The sequence below is a fragment of the Streptomyces sp. NPDC059010 genome (assembly GCF_042740355.1).
Classification (GTDB): domain Bacteria; phylum Actinomycetota; class Actinomycetes; order Streptomycetales; family Streptomycetaceae; genus Streptomyces.
The window spans coordinates 1-15,899 of the sequence record NZ_JBHYJA010000003.1; the positions used below are offsets into that span (position 1 = coordinate 1).

Consider the following 15,899-nt stretch of genomic DNA (forward strand, 5'->3'; position numbering starts at 1 on the left):
CCCGCGCCCCCCGCGGCGGGGGGCGGCGGCGCGCCCCCCCCCGCCCCCGCGCCGCCCGCCCCGCAGACCGCGCACCGGCCGCCCCCCCCCAGGGTGCGACGAGGCTGCGGATTCGCCGTATGGTGCATGCTCGAAGTCATAGGCGAATGCTTATGTCCGTGTCTGCGTGTTTTTGATCGGTTACGGGATGTGACTCGGGCCACGCAGATTGGGCGTAACGCTCGGGGGAACAGCGCGATGACCTAAGAGGTGACAGCCGAGGAGGGAATACGGACGCCGTTCAAGGCGCTGTGTATCTTCCCGGCCCCCCGCCCGTACCGTCGGCCCATCCCCAGGTCGGTGGTCGGCTCCTGTCCGCCGTGGACGGGGCCGGAAGCCGTTTTCCAACGTTCCGAGAGGTTGTTCGTGTCGGCCAGCACATCCCGTACGCTCCCGCCGGAGATCGCCGAGTCCGTCTCTGTCATGGCTCTGATCGAGCGGGGAAAGGCTGAGGGGCAGATCGCCGGCGACGATGTGCGTCGGGCCTTCGAAGCCGACCAGATTCCGGCCACTCAGTGGAAGAACGTACTGCGCAGCCTCAACCAGATCCTTGAGGAAGAGGGTGTGACGCTGATGGTCAGTGCCGCTGAGCCCAAGCGCACCCGAAAGAGCGTCGCAGCGAAGAGTCCGGCCAAGCGCACCGCCACCAAGACGGTCGCGGCGAAGACGGTGACCACCAAGAAGGCCACCGCCACCGCCACGCCCGCGGCCCCCGCCGCCGATGTGGCCGTCGAGGACGAGACGCCCGCGAAGAAGGCCGCTGCCAAGAAGGCGACGCCCGCCAAGAAGGCGGCCGCGAAGAAGACCGTCGCCAAGAAGACGGCGGCCAAGAAGACCACCGCCAAGAAGGACGACGCGGAGCTCGTCGAGGACGAGGTCCTCGAAGAGGCTCCCAAGAGCGGCGACGAGCCCGAGGGCGCCGAGAGCGCCGGCTTCGTGCTCTCCGACGAGGACGAGGACGACGCGCCCGCGCAGCAGGTCGCGGCCGCCGGTGCCACCGCCGACCCGGTCAAGGACTACCTCAAGCAGATCGGCAAGGTCCCCCTGCTCAACGCCGAGCAGGAGGTCGAGCTCGCCAAGCGCATCGAGGCCGGTCTGTTCGCCGAGGACAAGCTGGCCAACGCCGACAAGCTCGCCCCCAAGCTCAAGCGCGAGCTGGAGATCATCGCCGAGGACGGCCGCCGCGCCAAGAACCACCTCCTGGAGGCCAACCTCCGCCTCGTGGTCTCGCTGGCCAAGCGCTACACCGGCCGCGGCATGCTCTTCCTGGACCTCATCCAGGAGGGCAACCTCGGTCTGATCCGCGCGGTCGAGAAGTTCGACTACACCAAGGGCTACAAGTTCTCCACGTACGCCACCTGGTGGATCCGTCAGGCGATCACCCGCGCCATGGCCGACCAGGCCCGCACCATCCGTATCCCGGTGCACATGGTCGAGGTCATCAACAAGCTCGCGCGCGTGCAGCGTCAGATGCTCCAGGACCTGGGCCGCGAGCCCACCCCGGAGGAGCTGGCCAAGGAACTCGACATGACCCCCGAGAAGGTCATCGAGGTCCAGAAGTACGGCCGCGAGCCCATCTCCCTGCACACCCCGCTGGGCGAGGACGGCGACAGCGAGTTCGGTGACCTCATCGAGGACTCCGAGGCCGTCGTCCCGGCCGACGCCGTCAGCTTCACGCTCCTGCAGGAGCAGCTGCACTCCGTCCTGGACACCCTGTCCGAGCGCGAGGCCGGCGTCGTCTCCATGAGGTTCGGCCTCACCGACGGTCAGCCGAAGACCCTCGACGAGATCGGCAAGGTGTACGGCGTGACGCGCGAGCGCATCCGCCAGATCGAGTCGAAGACGATGTCGAAGCTGCGCCACCCGTCGCGTTCCCAGGTGCTGCGCGACTACCTCGACTAGTCGATTCCGTACGACACGCAAGGCCCGGTCCCCCGAGTGGGGATCGGGCCTTCGCGCTGTGGTGCGGGTGCGCGCTGCGGTGTGCTGACTCACCCTGGGTGTCCCACGACCACCCCAGAGTGAGGAGCGTGCATGCGTCGTCTCTTTACCCGGGCGCTCGCCCGCCCGCTGGCCCTTGCGGCCGCGGCGGTCGCCATACCGCTGGTATCCCCTGCTCCCGCGGCCGCCGACAGTGTCGTCGTCGGCGGGTTTCCGGTCGATGTGTCCGACAGCCCGTGGACCGTCGCGCTGTCCAGCCGTAACCGGTTCGGAGGTACGCGGTCCGGTCAGTTCTGCGTCGGTGTGGCAGTCGGGCGATCCACCGTGCTCACCGCGGCCCACTGTCTGAGCGAGGAGGTCCTCGGGACCCCGCCCGACCAGATGCGCGACTTCAGCGTCATCACGGGCCGTACGGACCTGTTGTCGACCCGGGGCCAGGAGATCCGTGTCCGCAGCACCTGGGTGAATCCGGCCTACGACAGTGCCACCAACGCGGGTGACTTCGCCGTGCTCACCCTCGCTCAGCCCCTCCCGGCGAGCTCGGTGATCAGGATGGCCGGCGCCGGCGATCCCGCCTATGTGCCGGGGACGCCGGCCTTCGTCTATGGGTGGGGTGACATCACGGGCGCGGGCGACTACGCCCGAGGGCTGCGGGCGGCGCGTGTGCATGTGCTGGCCGACACCCTGTGCAGGAAGGCGTATCCGGGCAGTGTCGACGGCCGATTCCTGGCCGCCAGCATGGTCTGTGCCGGGGAGCAGCAAGGGGGCCGGGATGCCTGTCAGGGGGACAGCGGAGGGCCGCTGGTGGCTCAGGGGAAGCTGATCGGGCTCGTGTCCTGGGGTACCGGCTGCGGCCGTGCGGGCAGTCCTGGCGTCTACACGCGGGTTTCCGAGATCGCCCGGAGCCTCAGGTGGGCGGTGCGGGCCGCGAGCGGCTGACGGGGCCTTGAGGGCTCGCGTGGTATGAGCGCGGGGGGGGGGGGGCGCCGGGGGGGGGGGGGGCCCCCCGCCCCCCCCCCCCCGGGGGGCGGCGGGGGGGGGGGGGTGGGGGGGGGGGGCGCGCGGGGGGGGGCGGGGTGCGGGTGGGCGGGGGGTGTGCGGGGGGGGGGCCGCCCCCCGGGCCGGCGGGGCCCCCCCGCCCGTTCAACCGGCCTGTGCCGGAGCTGGCTCGTCGTGGATGCGAGGTGTCAGCGCTCTTCTTCGGACGCCGATGCGGGAACGGACGTCAGCCGCTCCGTCTCGTCCTGTATCTCAGCGGCGATCTTCTTGAGTTCCGGCTCGAACTTGCGACCGTGGTGGGCGCAGAAGAGCAGTTCTCCGCCGCTGAGCAGGACGACGCGCACGTACGCCTGGGCGCCGCAACGGTCGCAGCGGTCAGCGGCCGTCAGCGGGCTCGCGGGGGTCAGAACAGTAGTCACGTCGCCTCTTCTCTAGCTCGACGAGCTGTCGTACCAGGGTCAACATCCAACCAGCCTCAAAACGTTCCCGCTCGCGGCTTCTCCCAGAGAGAAATTTTCCGGGGCGGCTGGCTGCTGCCGGTTTGGCGGCGAATGTGCCGTATTGCGTCTCAGTCGTGCTTACGGTTTCGCGCTGTCGGTCAAGGTCAGGTCCCTCCGGCTGGGTTGCCGGTTGTTCATGAGGACGTGCCCGGAGCCTAAATGGTTCATGCCTGGAAGGGAACGTGATATGTACTTCACCCCATCGAGGGATCGAACATGCATGCGACCCTGGACTAGTCTGTGTTTCGTACGAGGGTGGCGTTACAACGGCTCTACCAGGCCTCGGTACCCTCTTGACGGCGACCGAAGCCGCGCCCTTACCCACCAGGGCGTTACCTGAAATTCAGCGAGGAGCGAACCGCGTGACCGCCGAGACGTCCGTGCCGTCCACAGCGCTGCTGGCAGGAGCAGACCGGGACGGTTCCAACTACACCGCGCGGCACCTGCTCGTCCTTGAGGGCCTTGAGGCGGTGCGCAAGCGCCCGGGCATGTACATCGGCTCGACCGACAGTCGTGGCCTGATGCACTGCCTGTGGGAGATCATCGACAACTCCGTCGACGAGGCCCTCGGCGGCTACTGCGACCACATCGAGGTGATCCTCCAGGACGACGGGTCCGTGGAGGTCCGGGACAACGGCCGGGGCATCCCGGTCGACGTCGAGCCCAAGACCGGCATGTCCGGCGTCGAGGTCGTCATGACCAAGCTGCACGCCGGCGGCAAGTTCGGCGGCGGCTCGTACGCCGCCTCCGGTGGTCTGCACGGCGTGGGCGCCTCCGTGGTGAACGCCCTGTCCGCGCGGCTGGACGTCGAGGTGGACCGGGCCGGTCACACCCACGCCATCAGCTTCCGGCGCGGTGTTCCCGGAGCCTTCGCCGCCGACGGCCCGAACTCCAAGTTCGACGCCAAGAGCGGCCTGCGCAAGACCAAGAAGATCCCCAAGACGCGCACCGGCACGCGCGTGCGCTACTGGGCCGACCGCCAGATCTTCCTCAAGGACGCCAAGCTCAACCTGGAGACGCTGCACCAGCGCGCCCGCCAGACCGCGTTCCTGGTGCCCGGGCTGACCATCGTCGTCCGCGACGAGCTCGGCCTCGGCGAGGGCGGCAGCAAGGGTGAGGAGTCGTTCCGCTTCGACGGGGGCATCAGCGAGTTCTGCGAGTACCTCGCCACCGACAAGCCCGTCTGCGACGTCCTCCGCTTCACCGGCCAGGGCACCTTCAAGGAGACGGTCCCGGTCCTGGACGAGCACGGCCAGATGACCCCCACCCAGGTCACCCGCGAGCTCGGCGTCGACGTCGCACTGCGCTGGGGCACCGGCTACGACACGACCCTCAAGTCGTTCGTGAACATCATCGCCACCCCCAAGGGCGGTACCCATGTCGCGGGCTTCGAGACGGCCGTGAGCAGCACCATGAACGAGGTGCTGCGCGCCAAGAAGATGCTTCGCGTGGCCGAGGACGACGTCGTCAAGGACGACGCCCTGGAGGGCCTGACCGCGGTCGTCACCGTGCGCCTCGCCGAGCCGCAGTTCGAGGGCCAGACCAAGGAGGTCCTCGGTACCTCGGCGGCCCGGCGCATCGTGAACGCTGTGATCGCCAAGGAGCTCAAGGCGTTCCTGACGTCCACCAAGCGCGACGCCGCCGCACAGGCGCGCGTGGTCCTCGAAAAGGCCGTCGCGGCCGCCCGTACGCGTATCGCGGCCCGTCAGCACAAGGACGCGCAGCGTCGCAAGACGGCCCTTGAGTCCTCGTCGCTGCCCGCCAAGCTCGCCGACTGCCGCAGCGACGACGTCGACCGCAGTGAGCTGTTCATCGTCGAGGGAGACTCCGCGCTCGGCACCGCCAAGCTCGCCCGGAACTCCGAGTTCCAGGCGCTGCTGCCGATCCGCGGCAAGATCCTCAACGTCCAGAAGTCGTCCGTGACCGACATGCTCAAGAACGCCGAGTGCGGCGCGATCATCCAGGTCATAGGGGCGGGCTCGGGTCGGACCTTCGACATCGACGCCGCTCGCTACGGCAAGATCATCATGATGACCGACGCCGATGTCGACGGTTCTCACATCCGCACGCTGCTGCTGACGCTGTTCCAGCGCTACATGCGGCCGATGATCGAGGCGGGCCGGGTGTTCGCCGCCGTGCCCCCGCTGCACCGGGTCGAGCTCGTCCAGCCCAAGAAGGGGCAGGACAAGTACGTGTACACGTACTCGGATCGCGAACTGCGCGACAAGCTCATGGAGTTCGAGACCAAGGGGATCCGGTACAAGGACTCCATCCAGCGCTACAAGGGTCTCGGTGAGATGGACGCCGACCAGCTGGCCGAGACGACGATGGACCCCCGTCACCGCACCCTGCGCCGGATCAGCCTCACCGACCTGGAGGCCGCCGAGCGGGTCTTCGATCTGCTGATGGGCAACGACGTGGCGCCGCGCAAGGAGTTCATCTCCAGCTCTGCGGCGACGCTGGACCGGTCGCGTATCGACGCGTAGCCGCTGCGCTGGGCCTTGGCCGTGTTGCTCGGCCTCGGCTTGGCCTTCGGCCGTGGATTTGGGTTCCACCCGCACCGCCCGTGCGGCCTTCGTCGCCGGGTGCGGGTGGCCCCCGTGGGGCGTTCTCGCCGTTGGCGGCCTGCGGGTGGTGTGTGGGTTCGGTGGATTGCTGCCGGTGCGTGTTATGCCGTCTCGGAGGGTGAATCACCTGATGGGGTGAAGCGCGGAGAGAAGCCGGGTCGACGATCTTTCCGTTCTGTCCATGCTTGGGCATGTACTCAAGCGACGATCCCTGGTACGACGCCCTCGCCTCCGGGTGGGGGGAGTCGGACGGTACGGACGCTCCCGAGGCCGCGCCGCCGGTCGTGGGCGACGTGTACCTGGAGGTGCAGCGCAGTGCCGCATTCCGGGAAGTGCGCAGCCGCTACCGGAGGTTCGTGGTGCCGGCGGTTGCCGTCTTTCTCTCCTGGTACGTGGCGTATGTCGTGACCGCCACCACCGCACCGGCGCTGATGGCCCGGCCCGTGGCGGGCGCCGTGAACGTCGGCATGATCGCGGGGCTCGGGCAGTTCCTCACCACCTTCCTGCTCACCTGGGCCTACGCCCGCCACGCGCGCCTGCGCCGGGACCGCGCGGCGCTCGAACTGCGCTGGGAGACCCAGGAGCTGACGCGTGTCACACGGGGTGGTGCCTCGTGACGGACGATCACCGGATGCCGGCGCTGCTGCTGTTCAGCGTGTTCGTCGCGATCACACTGGCGATCACGACGTGGGCGAGTCGCAACCGGCGTGGTTCGGCGGAGGAGTTCTACGCGGGCGGCCGGCTCTTCACGCCCATGGAGAATGGTTTTGCCATCGCCGGTGACTACATGTCGGCAGCCTCCTTCCTCGGCATCTCCGGGCTCATCGCCCTCTTCGGCTACGACGGGATGCTGTACTCGGTGGGCTTCCTCGTGGCCTGGCTGGTGGTGCTGTTCCTGGTCGCCGAACTGGTCCGCAACTGCGGCCGGTTCACGCTCGCCGACGTCGTCGCCGCGCGGATGAGGGAACGCCCCGTACGGATCGCCACGGGAACTTCCTCGGTCACCGTGTCCGTTCTGTATCTGGTGGCGCAGATGGTGGGCGCGGGCAGCCTGGTCGCGCTGCTGCTCGGGGGCAGGGGAGAGGCGGCGCGCGCCTGGACCGTCATCGGCGTCGGCGCACTCATGGTGATCTATGTCTCGTTGGGAGGGATGCGGGCGACCACCTGGATCCAGATCGTCAAATCGGTCCTGCTGCTCGGCGGCACCATCGCGTTGACCGTGCTCGTCCTCCTGCGTTTCCACGGCGACTTCGACCGGCTGCTGCTCACGGCGGCCGAGCGCAGCGGTCACGGTGACGCGTTCCTGGCACCCGGGCTGAGGTACGGCGGGGACTGGACGGCCCGGCTCGACTTCATCAGCCTGGGCCTGGCGCTGGTGCTGGGCACCGCCGGGCTGCCGCACATCCTGTCCCGCTTCTTCACCGTGCCCACCGCCCGCGCGGCACGGTGCTCCGTGATCTGGGCGATCGGCCTCATCGGCGGCTTCTATCTGATGACCATCGTCCTGGGCTTCGGCGCGGCCGCGATCGTCGGACCCGAGGCGGTACGTGGATCGAACGCGGCAGGGAACACGGCGGTCCCGCTGCTCGCCCTCGATCTCGGCGGCGGCGCGGCTTCCCCCGGAGGAACGGTTCTCTTCGCCCTCGTCGCCGCCATCGCCTTCGCCACCATCCTCGCGGTGGTCGCCGGAATCACCCTCTCCTCCTCGGCCTCCGTGGCCCACGACCTGTACGCCTCGCTACGGCGCCGGCACGCCAAGCCGCGCAGCGAGGTGGCGGTGGCCCGAGTCGCCGCGGTCGGTATCGGCGTGGTCGCGATCGCCCTCGGACTGCTGGCCCGCGACCTCAACGTGGCCTTCCTGGTGGGCCTTGCCTTCGCCGTCGCCGCGTCCGCGAATCTGCCGGTGCTGCTCTACTCGCTGTTCTGGCGGGACTTCACCACGCGCGGCGCCGTATGGGCCGTGTACGGCGGCCTGATCCCGGCCGTGGCGCTCGTGCTGCTGTCGCCGGTGGTGTCGGGCAGCCCCGAATCACTGATCCCCGGCATCGACTTCCAGTACTTCCCGCTGCAGAACCCGGGCCTGGTCTCGATCCCGCTGGGCTTCGTCGCGGGCTGGCTCGGCACGGTCACCTCGGCCGAGGCCCCCGACGAGGCCAAGCACGCGGAGACCGAGGTGCGGTCGCTGACGGGGGCGGGGGCCGTCTAGTCGGCTCACGTCGCCGGGCCGTCGGCTGACAATTGGAGGGTCGGCATCCGTATGAAATAGCGGCACGGTTCCTTCCCCCGCCCCCACGGGCCGTGCCTCAGGCGCGGGTCGCCCACACGTAACGGTGTTCCGGGCGACCCGCGTCGCCGTACTTGAGGGTGAGGCGGGCCCGTCCCGTGCGTTCCAGGAGCTTGAGATAGCGCTGGGCGGTCTGGCGGCTCACCCCGGTCCGTTCGGCGATCTCCTGGGCCGACAGGGGGCCTTCGGCGTGCATCAGGGACTGCCGTACGAGTTCGGCGGTGGTGGGGGAGTGGCCTTTGGGGAGGTCCGGCTCGGAAGCGGCGGAGAGCGCGCCGAAGATGCGGTCCACCTCGGCCTGTTCCGCCTCGCCGCCGCCGTCGAGGGTGCGCCGCAGCTGGGCGTACGCCTCCAGCTTGGCGCGCAGACCCGCGAAGGCGAACGGCTTGACCAGGTACTGGAGTGCGCCGTACCGCATAGCCGCCTGCACCGTAGACACGTCCCGGGCCGCCGTCACCATGATCACGTCGGTCTGGTGGCCGCGCCGCCGCATCTCCTGGACGACCGACAGACCCGTCCCGTCGGGCAGATAGTGATCCATGAGGACCAGGTCCAGCCGGGGCAGCTCCTCCACCTGGCGCAGGGCCTCGGCCGCGCTGTGCGCCTCACCGGCCACGTGGAAGCCCTGCACCTTCTCGACGTAGGCGGCGTTGACCCGCGCCACACGCGTGTCGTCGTCCACGACCAGGACCTCGATCATCGCGACTCCTCCTCGGCGACGGTCTGCGGATCTGACGGCACGGTGAGAGCGGGTTCCAGGTCCGGCGCGGCCAGCGCCTCGGGCAGGACGACGGTGAACTCCGCGCCTCCGCCGGCCGCCTCGCCCACGGTCGCGCTGCCGCCCTGCCGTTCGGCGAGCCTGCGCACCAGGGAGAGCCCGATGCCGCGCTCGCGGTGGGCCGGCGGCTCCTTGGTGGACCAACCCTCGGTGAAGATCAACTCGCGCTGTTCCTCGGGGATTCCCGGCCCCGTGTCGCGCACTCTGAGGGTCGCGGTGCGCCCCTCGGCACGCAATTCGACCTCCACGCGCGCGTGCGGCGTGCCCGCGACGGCGTCCAGCGCGTTGTCCACCAGGTTGCCGACGATCGTGACGAGGCCCCTGGCGTCGATCAGCCGGTTCGGGAGCCCGGTGCGGTCCGACAGACGCAGCGCGACACCGCGCTCGGCCGCCACGGTCGCCTTGCCGACCAGCAAGGCGGCGAGCAGCGGGTCCTGGATCTTCTCGGCGACCTGCTCGGCGGTGGCACGGTGATCACCGACCACCTCGCCGACGAACTCCACGGCGTCGTCGTACATCTCCAGCTCCAGCAGCCCGAGGAGCGTGTGCATCCGGTTGGCGTGCTCGTGGTCCTGGGCGCGCAGGGCATCGATCAGACCGCGGGTCGAATCGAGCTCCCGGCCGAGCTGCTCCAGCTCGGTGTGGTCGCGCAGAGTGGCCACGGCGCCGCCGTCGTCGGTGGGCATGCGGTTGGCGACCAGGACGCGCTGGCCGCGGACCGTGAGCAGATCGGTGCCGGTCACGCGGCCGGCCAGCACATCGGTCGTACGGCCGTCGCCGAGCGCCTCGTCGAGGGACCGGCCGACGGCCTCGTCGCCGATGCCCAGCAGGCGCCGGGCCTCGTCGTTCAGGAGGCGGATACGGCCGCCGCGGTCCAGGGCGACGACGCCCTCCCGGATGCCGTGCAGCATCGCCTCGCGCTCCGCGAGCAGCGCCGAGATATCGGAGAAGGCCAGGTCACGGGTCTGCCGCTGGACCCGGCGGGAGATGAGCCAGGCGGCCAGGGCGCCGACCGCCAGGGCGCCGCCCGCGTACGCGAACAGCCCCGGGATCGCGTGCAGCAGCCGGGCCCGCACGCTGTCGTACGCGATGCCGACCGAGACCGCCCCGACGATCTTCCCGTCACTGTCGCGCAGGGGCACCTTGCCGCGCGCGCTGCGGCCGAGTGTGCCGCTGTCGATCTGCATGACCTCGTGACCGGCGAGGGCCTGGCCCGGGTCGGTCGAAACCAGCCTGCCGATCTCGCTCGGGGTGGGGTGGGACCAGCGCACCCCGCGTCGGTCCATGACGACGATGTACTCGGCCTTGGTGGCCACCCGGATCCGCTCCGCCTCCCGCTGGACCGGGCCGCCGGCCGCCGCGGGCGTGCTCACCAGGTCCTCGGCGATCTGCGGCTGGGCCGCGGTGGTCTGCGCGATCGCCAGGGCGCGGCGCATCGCCTGGTCGTCCAGCTGGTCGCTGAGCGGAGCGAGGAACAGGCCGGTCGCGAGCACCGCGACTCCCGCGGCGATCGCCACCTGCATCAGCAGCACCTGCGCGAACATCCGCCGGGGCAGACCGAGGCGCAGGCGACGGGCGGGGGGAGTGGGGCTCATACCCATGACGGTACGTGGGCGGGCGGGAAGTCCCGTAGAGGGGTGTGACCTGGATCTCTTGATCAATGTGGGATGGTCGATCCACCTGGCGTCATGTCGGGTGGGTGGTCAACCTAGGGCCGCTTCGGCGGCCGGTCGGTCAACCTGGCGTCGCTTCGGCAGCCGGTCGGTCAACCTGGGGCGGTTCGGCGGCCGGTCCGTCAACCTGGCGTCGCTTCGGCGGTCGCCCGGTCCACCCGGCGTCACGTCTCGCGGCCGTCCACCCGAGGTGCCCGGGTCAGCTCGCGAGTGCCGTCGTCATCGTGAGCTCGTGCACCGCCACCACGTCCATCCGCGCGGGCGAGCCGAGGACCGACCCACAGCTCTCGGGGCGGGGCGGCAGGGAGGCGCCCTGGCCCACGCTCACGCGCCAGTGGCGCCCGTCCACGTGGGCGACGGTCACTTCCCACCGCGGAGCCGCGCCGTCCGTCCGTACGACGCTCAGGGTGCCCGCGGCGTCCTCGCCCGTGGCCCTGCGCACCGCGAGCTCGGCTGCCTGGCCCGGCCGCTCCCAGGCCGAGTTCCCGCGGCAACCCTCGACCACGATCCGGCCCTGCTGGACGCTGTGCAGGACCTCCTTGACGGCGTGGGCCTGCGCCCGGCCGTACGCGTAGCCGTACGGCAGCACGAGCAGCGTCGGCGAGAACCGATGTCCACCCAGATGGGTGACCTCCCAGACGCCCTCCACGCCGGAGCCGCTGAGCTCGGCCGCGAGCGGGCGGCCGAGGAGCGCGCAGCAGCGGTCCCGCTTGCCATTGGTGCAGACGAGCGCGAGCGGATCGCCGGTGTGGGGCCGCCCCTGGAGGACCAAGTCGAAGGTGTGGTGGTCACCCATGCCGAGCGCGGCGAAGTCCAGGTCGAGCAACTGCCGTGGGTCGTGGGTCGTGGCGGTGCGCAGCCATACCTTGCCGGGCACGGTGTGCGCCACGTAGACCTGGCGTTCGGCGAGGGGTCCGCAGTCGGCGTGCCGACCGGGGCGGCGGATCAGCGCGACCCGCACGCCCGTGCCCTTCGCCGCCGCCTCCAGGGCGCGGCCCAGCGCGGGGTCCAGATGGCTCTGGGTGAGCGCCTTGGCACCCCACGGACCGGGCTGCTCCAGCAGCAGCCAGGTCGTCGCGGTCGCAGCGGTCCCCGCGATGGGCTCGTCGAGGTCCTGCGAGACGGTTGAGCACGTACTCACAGAGGTGAGCCTAACCTGACTTGAGTCGGGGTGACCGGTCGAGGGGGCTGCGGGAAGGCTTCTGTCCCGCTGCGGCAGCGTTCCGCCGTTCTGCCGCCGCAGCACCGCAGTGCGGTAGCAGCGCAGCACCGCGCAGTCCGGCGTGCCCTACTCCGGAAGCGGCTGAGGCGGCTTGGGGCCCGTGTAGTGCCCGCTCGGCCGCATACGCAGCGGGCGCTCGCCGTACTCCTCCAGGGCGTGGGCGATCCAGCCCGCCGTACGGCCCACGGCGAAGATCGTCTCGCCTGCCGTGGACGGCATGGCGGAGGACGCCGTGAACACGGCCAGCGCCAGGTCCACATTGGCGTGCAGCGAGGTGTGGCGGGCGGCCGTTGCGACGATGTCGCGGGCGGCGGCGAGTGCGGGCGAGGAGTGCGGCATCTCCTCCAGGAGCTCGAACAGGACACGCGCGCGTGGGTCCTCGCCGGAGTAGAGCCGGTGCCCGAGCCCAGGGATGCGCCGTCCGGCCCGCAGCTCCTCGGCGATCACGGGGCCGGCGTCGCCCCGGTCGAGCACCTCCATGATCAGCTTGTGGGCGAGGCCACTGGCCGCGCCGTGCAGCGGGCCCTCGATCACGCCGAGCCCGGCGGAGACGGCCGCGTAGGCATGGGCGCGGGCCGACGCCGCGACCCGCACGGCGAGGGTCGAGGCGGCCAGGTCGTGATCGACGAGCAGGGCGAGCGCCGTGTCCAGGACCCGCAGGCCCGCTTCGTCGGCGGCCCGTCCGCTCAGCCGGCTCCACAGGCGGTGCGCGAGCGAGCCCTCGTCGCGATAGGTGAACCCCGGGCGGGTGAGGGCGGCGACCAGGGTGGGGATGAGGATGCGGGCGGTGCCGAGGACCGCCTCCTCGGACAGGTCGAAGCGCAACGGGTCCGCCGCGGCGGCGGCGATCGCCGCGACCCGCAACCGGTCGGTGGGGCCGGCGTGTTCGGGCAGGGCGTCGACGGCGTGGCGGGCGGCGGTGACGGAGGACTCGGGGGCGGCGAAGGTGACGCCGTGGCGCAGCCGGCCGGTCCACAGCCACTCGGCGACCTCTTCGTAGGAGTGCCGGGCGGCCAGTTCGGTCGCGTCGACGCCCCGGAAGTAGTAGCGGTCGGTGTCGATCAACGTGAGGCGGGTGCGCACCGACAGCTCGCCGCGGGATCCCGAAACGCCCGCGCTTTCCCGTCTGTTGCGCCGGGCGAGCGTCTCGACCTCCTTCGCGTCGAAGGTGCTGCCCCGGCCTCCGGGCACACGGCGGCTGCTGAGGTGACCGCGGCTCACGTACGCGTACACGGTCTCGGGCTTCACGCCGAGCAGCTCGGCGGCCTCCTGGGTGGTCAGCCGCCGCCCCGCGGGGCCGGGTTCTTGATCGCGCATGAGGTCACCGTATCCAGGCCGTCGAGCATTGATCGCTGCATTGATTCAATCAATATTGACAGAGAAACAGTCAAGCATGGACAGTCGAATCAAGTCCAGGGAGGAATCATGTCCGTCAACAGGTCAGCAACCGCACGCGTCGACGTGCCACGTGGACTCGCGGGTGTCGTCGTCACCGACACCGAGGTCGGCGACGTCCGAGGGGGCGAGGGCTTCTACCACTACCGCCAGTACTCGGCCGTCGAGCTCGCGCGGACGCGCCCCTTCGAGGACGTCTGGCATCTCCTCGTCCACGGTGAACTGCCGGACGCCGGACGTGCCGCCGCCTTCGCCGCCGAGACGGCCGCGCTGAGGCGGTTGCCCCACGAGGTGCGGGCCGCCCTGCCCGCGATCGCGGCGGCGAGCGGACGGTCCGGCCCGCTGGCCGGCTTGCGCACCGCGCTGTCCCTGCTCGGCGCGGCCAAGGACTTCCGTCCGGTGTACGACATCGGCGCCGACGAGCGCCGCCGGGACACCCTCGTCGCGGCCGCCGCCGTACCGACGTTGCTCACCGCACTGCACCGGCTGGGTGGCGGACTTGATCCTGTTGAGCCGCGTGAGGATCTGTCGTACGCGGCGAACTACCTGTACATGTTGACGGGTTCGGAGCCCGACCCGGAGCGGACGCGGGCGATCGAGCAATACTTGATCTCAACCATCGACCATGGATTCAATGCGTCAACGTTCACGGCGCGCGTCATCACGTCCACGGGCGCGGACGTGGCGGCCTGTCTCGTCGGTGCCGTGGGTGCGCTGTCGGGGCCGCTGCACGGTGGTGCGCCGAGTCGTGCGCTGGACACGCTGGACGCGATCGGCACTCCCGACCGCATCGATGCCTGGGTCCGTGAACGGGTTCTCGCCGGCGACCGCATCATGGGCTTCGGTCACCCGGTCTATCGCACCGAGGACCCCCGCTCTCGGATGCTCCGCGAGATCGCCGAGGGCTTCGGCGGCCCGCGCGTCGGGTTCGCCGTGGAGGTCGAACGCCGTGTGGAGGCGATCCTCGCCGAGCTGAAGCCCGGCCGCGAACTCCATACGAACGTCGAGTTCTACGCGGGCGTGGTCATGGAACTCTGCGGTCTGCCGCGCGAGATGTTCACGCCGACGTTCGCCGCGGCACGGGTCGTGGGCTGGAGCGCCAACACCCTGGAACAGGCACAGGACTCGAAGATCATTAGGCCGGTGGCGCGGTATGTGGGGCCGGGGGCGCCGGTGAAGGTGCCGGAGGCGGTGGCCTGAGAACACGTGTGGCCTGGCGCCGTTCTGGCTCCAGGCCTCATCGGTCGGGACCGAGCAGTGACGGGGGTGCCGGCTGCTCGCCGGGTGGGTGGCCCGGCTCGCTCAACGGTTGCGCGCGGCCGGGGAGTGCGACGGTACGGGTCTGGGGTGGACGCGTGCTCGTGCGGTGGGTTCAGGCGTCGGGGATGTCTGCCTTGGCGCGGATGAGGGTCTCGCGGCTGACGATGACGATGCGCTCGTAGTCGGCGCGGGCGGCATCGGCGGGCAGTTCCGGCTCAAGCGCCTCGGTGGCCTCGGTGCCGATGACGGCGAAGTTACCGTCGCTCAGCTCGAAGACGTCCGGGCAGTTGGCTCCTGAGTTACTGCCTCGGGCGCTTGGCGGCACACCGATGCGGCGCACGATTTTCAAGGTTTACCGTTCCTTACCGGTCTGGGCACAGTGGTGGGAACAGAACCTACTGGAACGGTACTGGCCTTGGCGGGTCGTTCGTGGCGGCCGGAGCAAAAGTCATCCACTCGTGTCCTCGGGGCGGCGGGATGATCGGCGAGGTGGTAACGGCCGTCAAGAAACGGGGGAGCGGCCGTCAAGACATGGTTGCGCCCGTCAATCGGACGGCGGCTCACCCACCACCCACCACTCGTCCGTCTCGGCTTCGTCGAGGTCCCTGACCAGGCCGTCGACCATGCGCCCGATGCCGGCCTCCTCCGACGACTCGTGCAGGGTCGCGCGCTGCGCCTTCGACGCCTCCCAGTATTCGCGGAACACGGGGCTCTGAAAAAATTCGCGCAGGTATTCGTACAGCTCCTCGCGATTCAGTATTCCCGACCGATAAAGGTGATAGAGGTGGACGTACCAGGCGTTGGCGTAGAAAAACTGACGTCGCTTCTCCGCCGGGATGCTCTTGTCGTAGGTGTCGATCACGGCTGCCAGTGACGGATCGTCGATCGCCCTGGCCAGCAGCTCCCAGTGCATCCGCTGCTGATGGGCCAACGCCTTCCGGCGGACCGCCAGCTCCTCAAGTGCCAGTCGCCGCTCCTCCAGGCGTGTCGCGTCGCGCCGACGCTGATGCGACGCCAGCGTGGCTGTGGCGAGCAGCAGGCTGAGTGCGGCGGAGCCCAGCCTCCTCGCCGAGTGCTTCCGTGTGACCATGTCAACTACCCCCGATCAGGCGGCCGTCCGCCGGTCGTCGGGGTGCGGGTCGACGGGAGGGGACCGGCGAGCGTTGGGCGGCGCTTGCCGTCTCCCAGAATGCCGAGCGGCTCTGATCGGCGGGGAGGCGGAGAGGAGGCGCACAGAGGGA

At 70.2% G+C, this 15,899-nt stretch carries 13 protein-coding genes; 6 read left to right on the forward strand and 7 right to left on the reverse strand.

Annotated elements, in window-relative coordinates; genetic code table 11:
• Positions 1–405 precede the first annotated feature (405 nt).
• Positions 406–1,941 (forward strand): RNA polymerase sigma factor, encoded by a 1,536-nt coding sequence (locus tag ACFWYS_RS03795; RefSeq protein WP_384762839.1) that lies wholly within the window; start codon positions 406–408, stop codon positions 1,939–1,941.
• Between the two features lie 132 nt (positions 1,942–2,073).
• A complete protein-coding gene (locus ACFWYS_RS03800; RefSeq protein ID WP_384762841.1) occupies positions 2,074–2,919 on the forward strand; it encodes a serine protease in 846 nt (281 codons plus the stop codon).
• A 248-nt stretch (positions 2,920–3,167) separates the two neighbouring features.
• On the opposite strand, the gene ACFWYS_RS03805 is transcribed toward ACFWYS_RS03800, so the two are convergent.
• Positions 3,168–3,398 (reverse strand): hypothetical protein, encoded by a 231-nt coding sequence (locus tag ACFWYS_RS03805; RefSeq protein ID WP_030945102.1) that lies wholly within the window; start codon positions 3,396–3,398, stop codon positions 3,168–3,170.
• A 443-nt stretch (positions 3,399–3,841) separates the two neighbouring features.
• Between ACFWYS_RS03805 and ACFWYS_RS03810 the strand changes: the two genes are divergently transcribed.
• From ACFWYS_RS03810 to ACFWYS_RS03820, 3 genes are all read left to right on the forward strand, one after another.
• Positions 3,842–5,965 carry a type IIA DNA topoisomerase subunit B gene (locus ACFWYS_RS03810; protein WP_384762844.1) on the forward strand — a complete coding sequence of 708 codons (2,124 nt, stop codon included), beginning with the start codon at positions 3,842–3,844 and terminating at the stop codon, positions 5,963–5,965.
• 272 nt (positions 5,966–6,237) lie between these two features.
• Positions 6,238–6,663, forward strand: coding sequence for a DUF485 domain-containing protein (locus tag ACFWYS_RS03815; RefSeq protein ID WP_384762847.1), 426 nt, complete (start codon positions 6,238–6,240; stop codon positions 6,661–6,663).
• The gene (locus ACFWYS_RS03820; RefSeq protein ID WP_384762850.1) at positions 6,660–8,252 is read left to right on the forward strand and encodes a cation acetate symporter; all 1,593 of its coding nucleotides are present in this window, start codon (positions 6,660–6,662) and stop codon (positions 8,250–8,252) included. Before ACFWYS_RS03815 ends, ACFWYS_RS03820 begins: the two co-directional genes overlap by 4 nt.
• Before the next feature lie 97 nt (positions 8,253–8,349).
• Here ACFWYS_RS03820 and ACFWYS_RS03825 read toward each other — a convergent pair whose 3' ends face one another.
• The 4 genes from ACFWYS_RS03825 to ACFWYS_RS03840 all read right to left on the reverse strand — a co-directional run bounded on the left by ACFWYS_RS03825 (position 8,350) and on the right by ACFWYS_RS03840 (position 13,320).
• Positions 8,350–9,030, reverse strand: coding sequence for a response regulator (locus ACFWYS_RS03825; protein WP_384762853.1), 681 nt, complete (start codon positions 9,028–9,030; stop codon positions 8,350–8,352).
• Complete coding sequence (locus ACFWYS_RS03830; protein WP_384762855.1) at positions 9,027–10,703, reverse strand: ATP-binding protein; 1,677 nt, start codon at positions 10,701–10,703, stop codon at positions 9,027–9,029. The genes ACFWYS_RS03825 and ACFWYS_RS03830 overlap by 4 nt, the downstream gene beginning before the upstream one ends.
• Positions 10,704–10,980: 277 nt before the next feature.
• The gene (locus tag ACFWYS_RS03835; protein WP_384762858.1) at positions 10,981–11,922 is read right to left on the reverse strand and encodes a sucrase ferredoxin; all 942 of its coding nucleotides are present in this window, start codon (positions 11,920–11,922) and stop codon (positions 10,981–10,983) included.
• A gap of 147 nt (positions 11,923–12,069) precedes the next feature.
• The gene (locus tag ACFWYS_RS03840) at positions 12,070–13,320 is read right to left on the reverse strand and encodes a citrate synthase (RefSeq protein ID WP_384762859.1); all 1,251 of its coding nucleotides are present in this window, start codon (positions 13,318–13,320) and stop codon (positions 12,070–12,072) included.
• Positions 13,321–13,428: 108 nt separating this feature from the next.
• Between ACFWYS_RS03840 and ACFWYS_RS03845 the strand changes: the two genes are divergently transcribed.
• The gene (locus ACFWYS_RS03845) at positions 13,429–14,598 is read left to right on the forward strand and encodes a citrate synthase/methylcitrate synthase (RefSeq protein ID WP_384762861.1); all 1,170 of its coding nucleotides are present in this window, start codon (positions 13,429–13,431) and stop codon (positions 14,596–14,598) included.
• A 172-nt stretch (positions 14,599–14,770) separates the two neighbouring features.
• Here the strand turns inward: ACFWYS_RS03845 and ACFWYS_RS03850 are convergent, their stop codons facing one another.
• Entirely contained in the window at positions 14,771–15,007 is a 237-nt protein-coding gene (locus ACFWYS_RS03850) for a hypothetical protein (RefSeq protein WP_272123122.1), read from the reverse strand.
• Between the two features lie 195 nt (positions 15,008–15,202).
• Positions 15,203–15,748: a DUF6082 family protein gene (locus ACFWYS_RS03855; protein ID WP_384762865.1), complete on the reverse strand. Its 546-nt coding sequence runs from the start codon at positions 15,746–15,748 to the stop codon at positions 15,203–15,205.
• Positions 15,749–15,899: the final 151 nt, after the last annotated feature.

Coding starts and splice junctions, on each gene's coding strand:
- ACFWYS_RS03845 (WP_384762861.1), top strand. CDS start 13,429: ATGTCCGTCAACAGGTCAGCAACCGCACGCGTCGACGTGCCACGTGGA.
- ACFWYS_RS03800 (WP_384762841.1), top strand. CDS start 2,074: ATGCGTCGTCTCTTTACCCGGGCGCTCGCCCGCCCGCTGGCCCTTGCG.
- ACFWYS_RS03830 (WP_384762855.1), bottom strand. CDS start 10,703: ATGAGCCCCACTCCCCCCGCCCGTCGCCTGCGCCTCGGTCTGCCCCGG.
- ACFWYS_RS03855 (WP_384762865.1), bottom strand. CDS start 15,748: ATGGTCACACGGAAGCACTCGGCGAGGAGGCTGGGCTCCGCCGCACTC.
- ACFWYS_RS03825 (WP_384762853.1), bottom strand. CDS start 9,030: ATGATCGAGGTCCTGGTCGTGGACGACGACACGCGTGTGGCGCGGGTC.
- ACFWYS_RS03815 (WP_384762847.1), top strand. CDS start 6,238: ATGTACTCAAGCGACGATCCCTGGTACGACGCCCTCGCCTCCGGGTGG.
- ACFWYS_RS03840 (WP_384762859.1), bottom strand. CDS start 13,320: ATGCGCGATCAAGAACCCGGCCCCGCGGGGCGGCGGCTGACCACCCAG.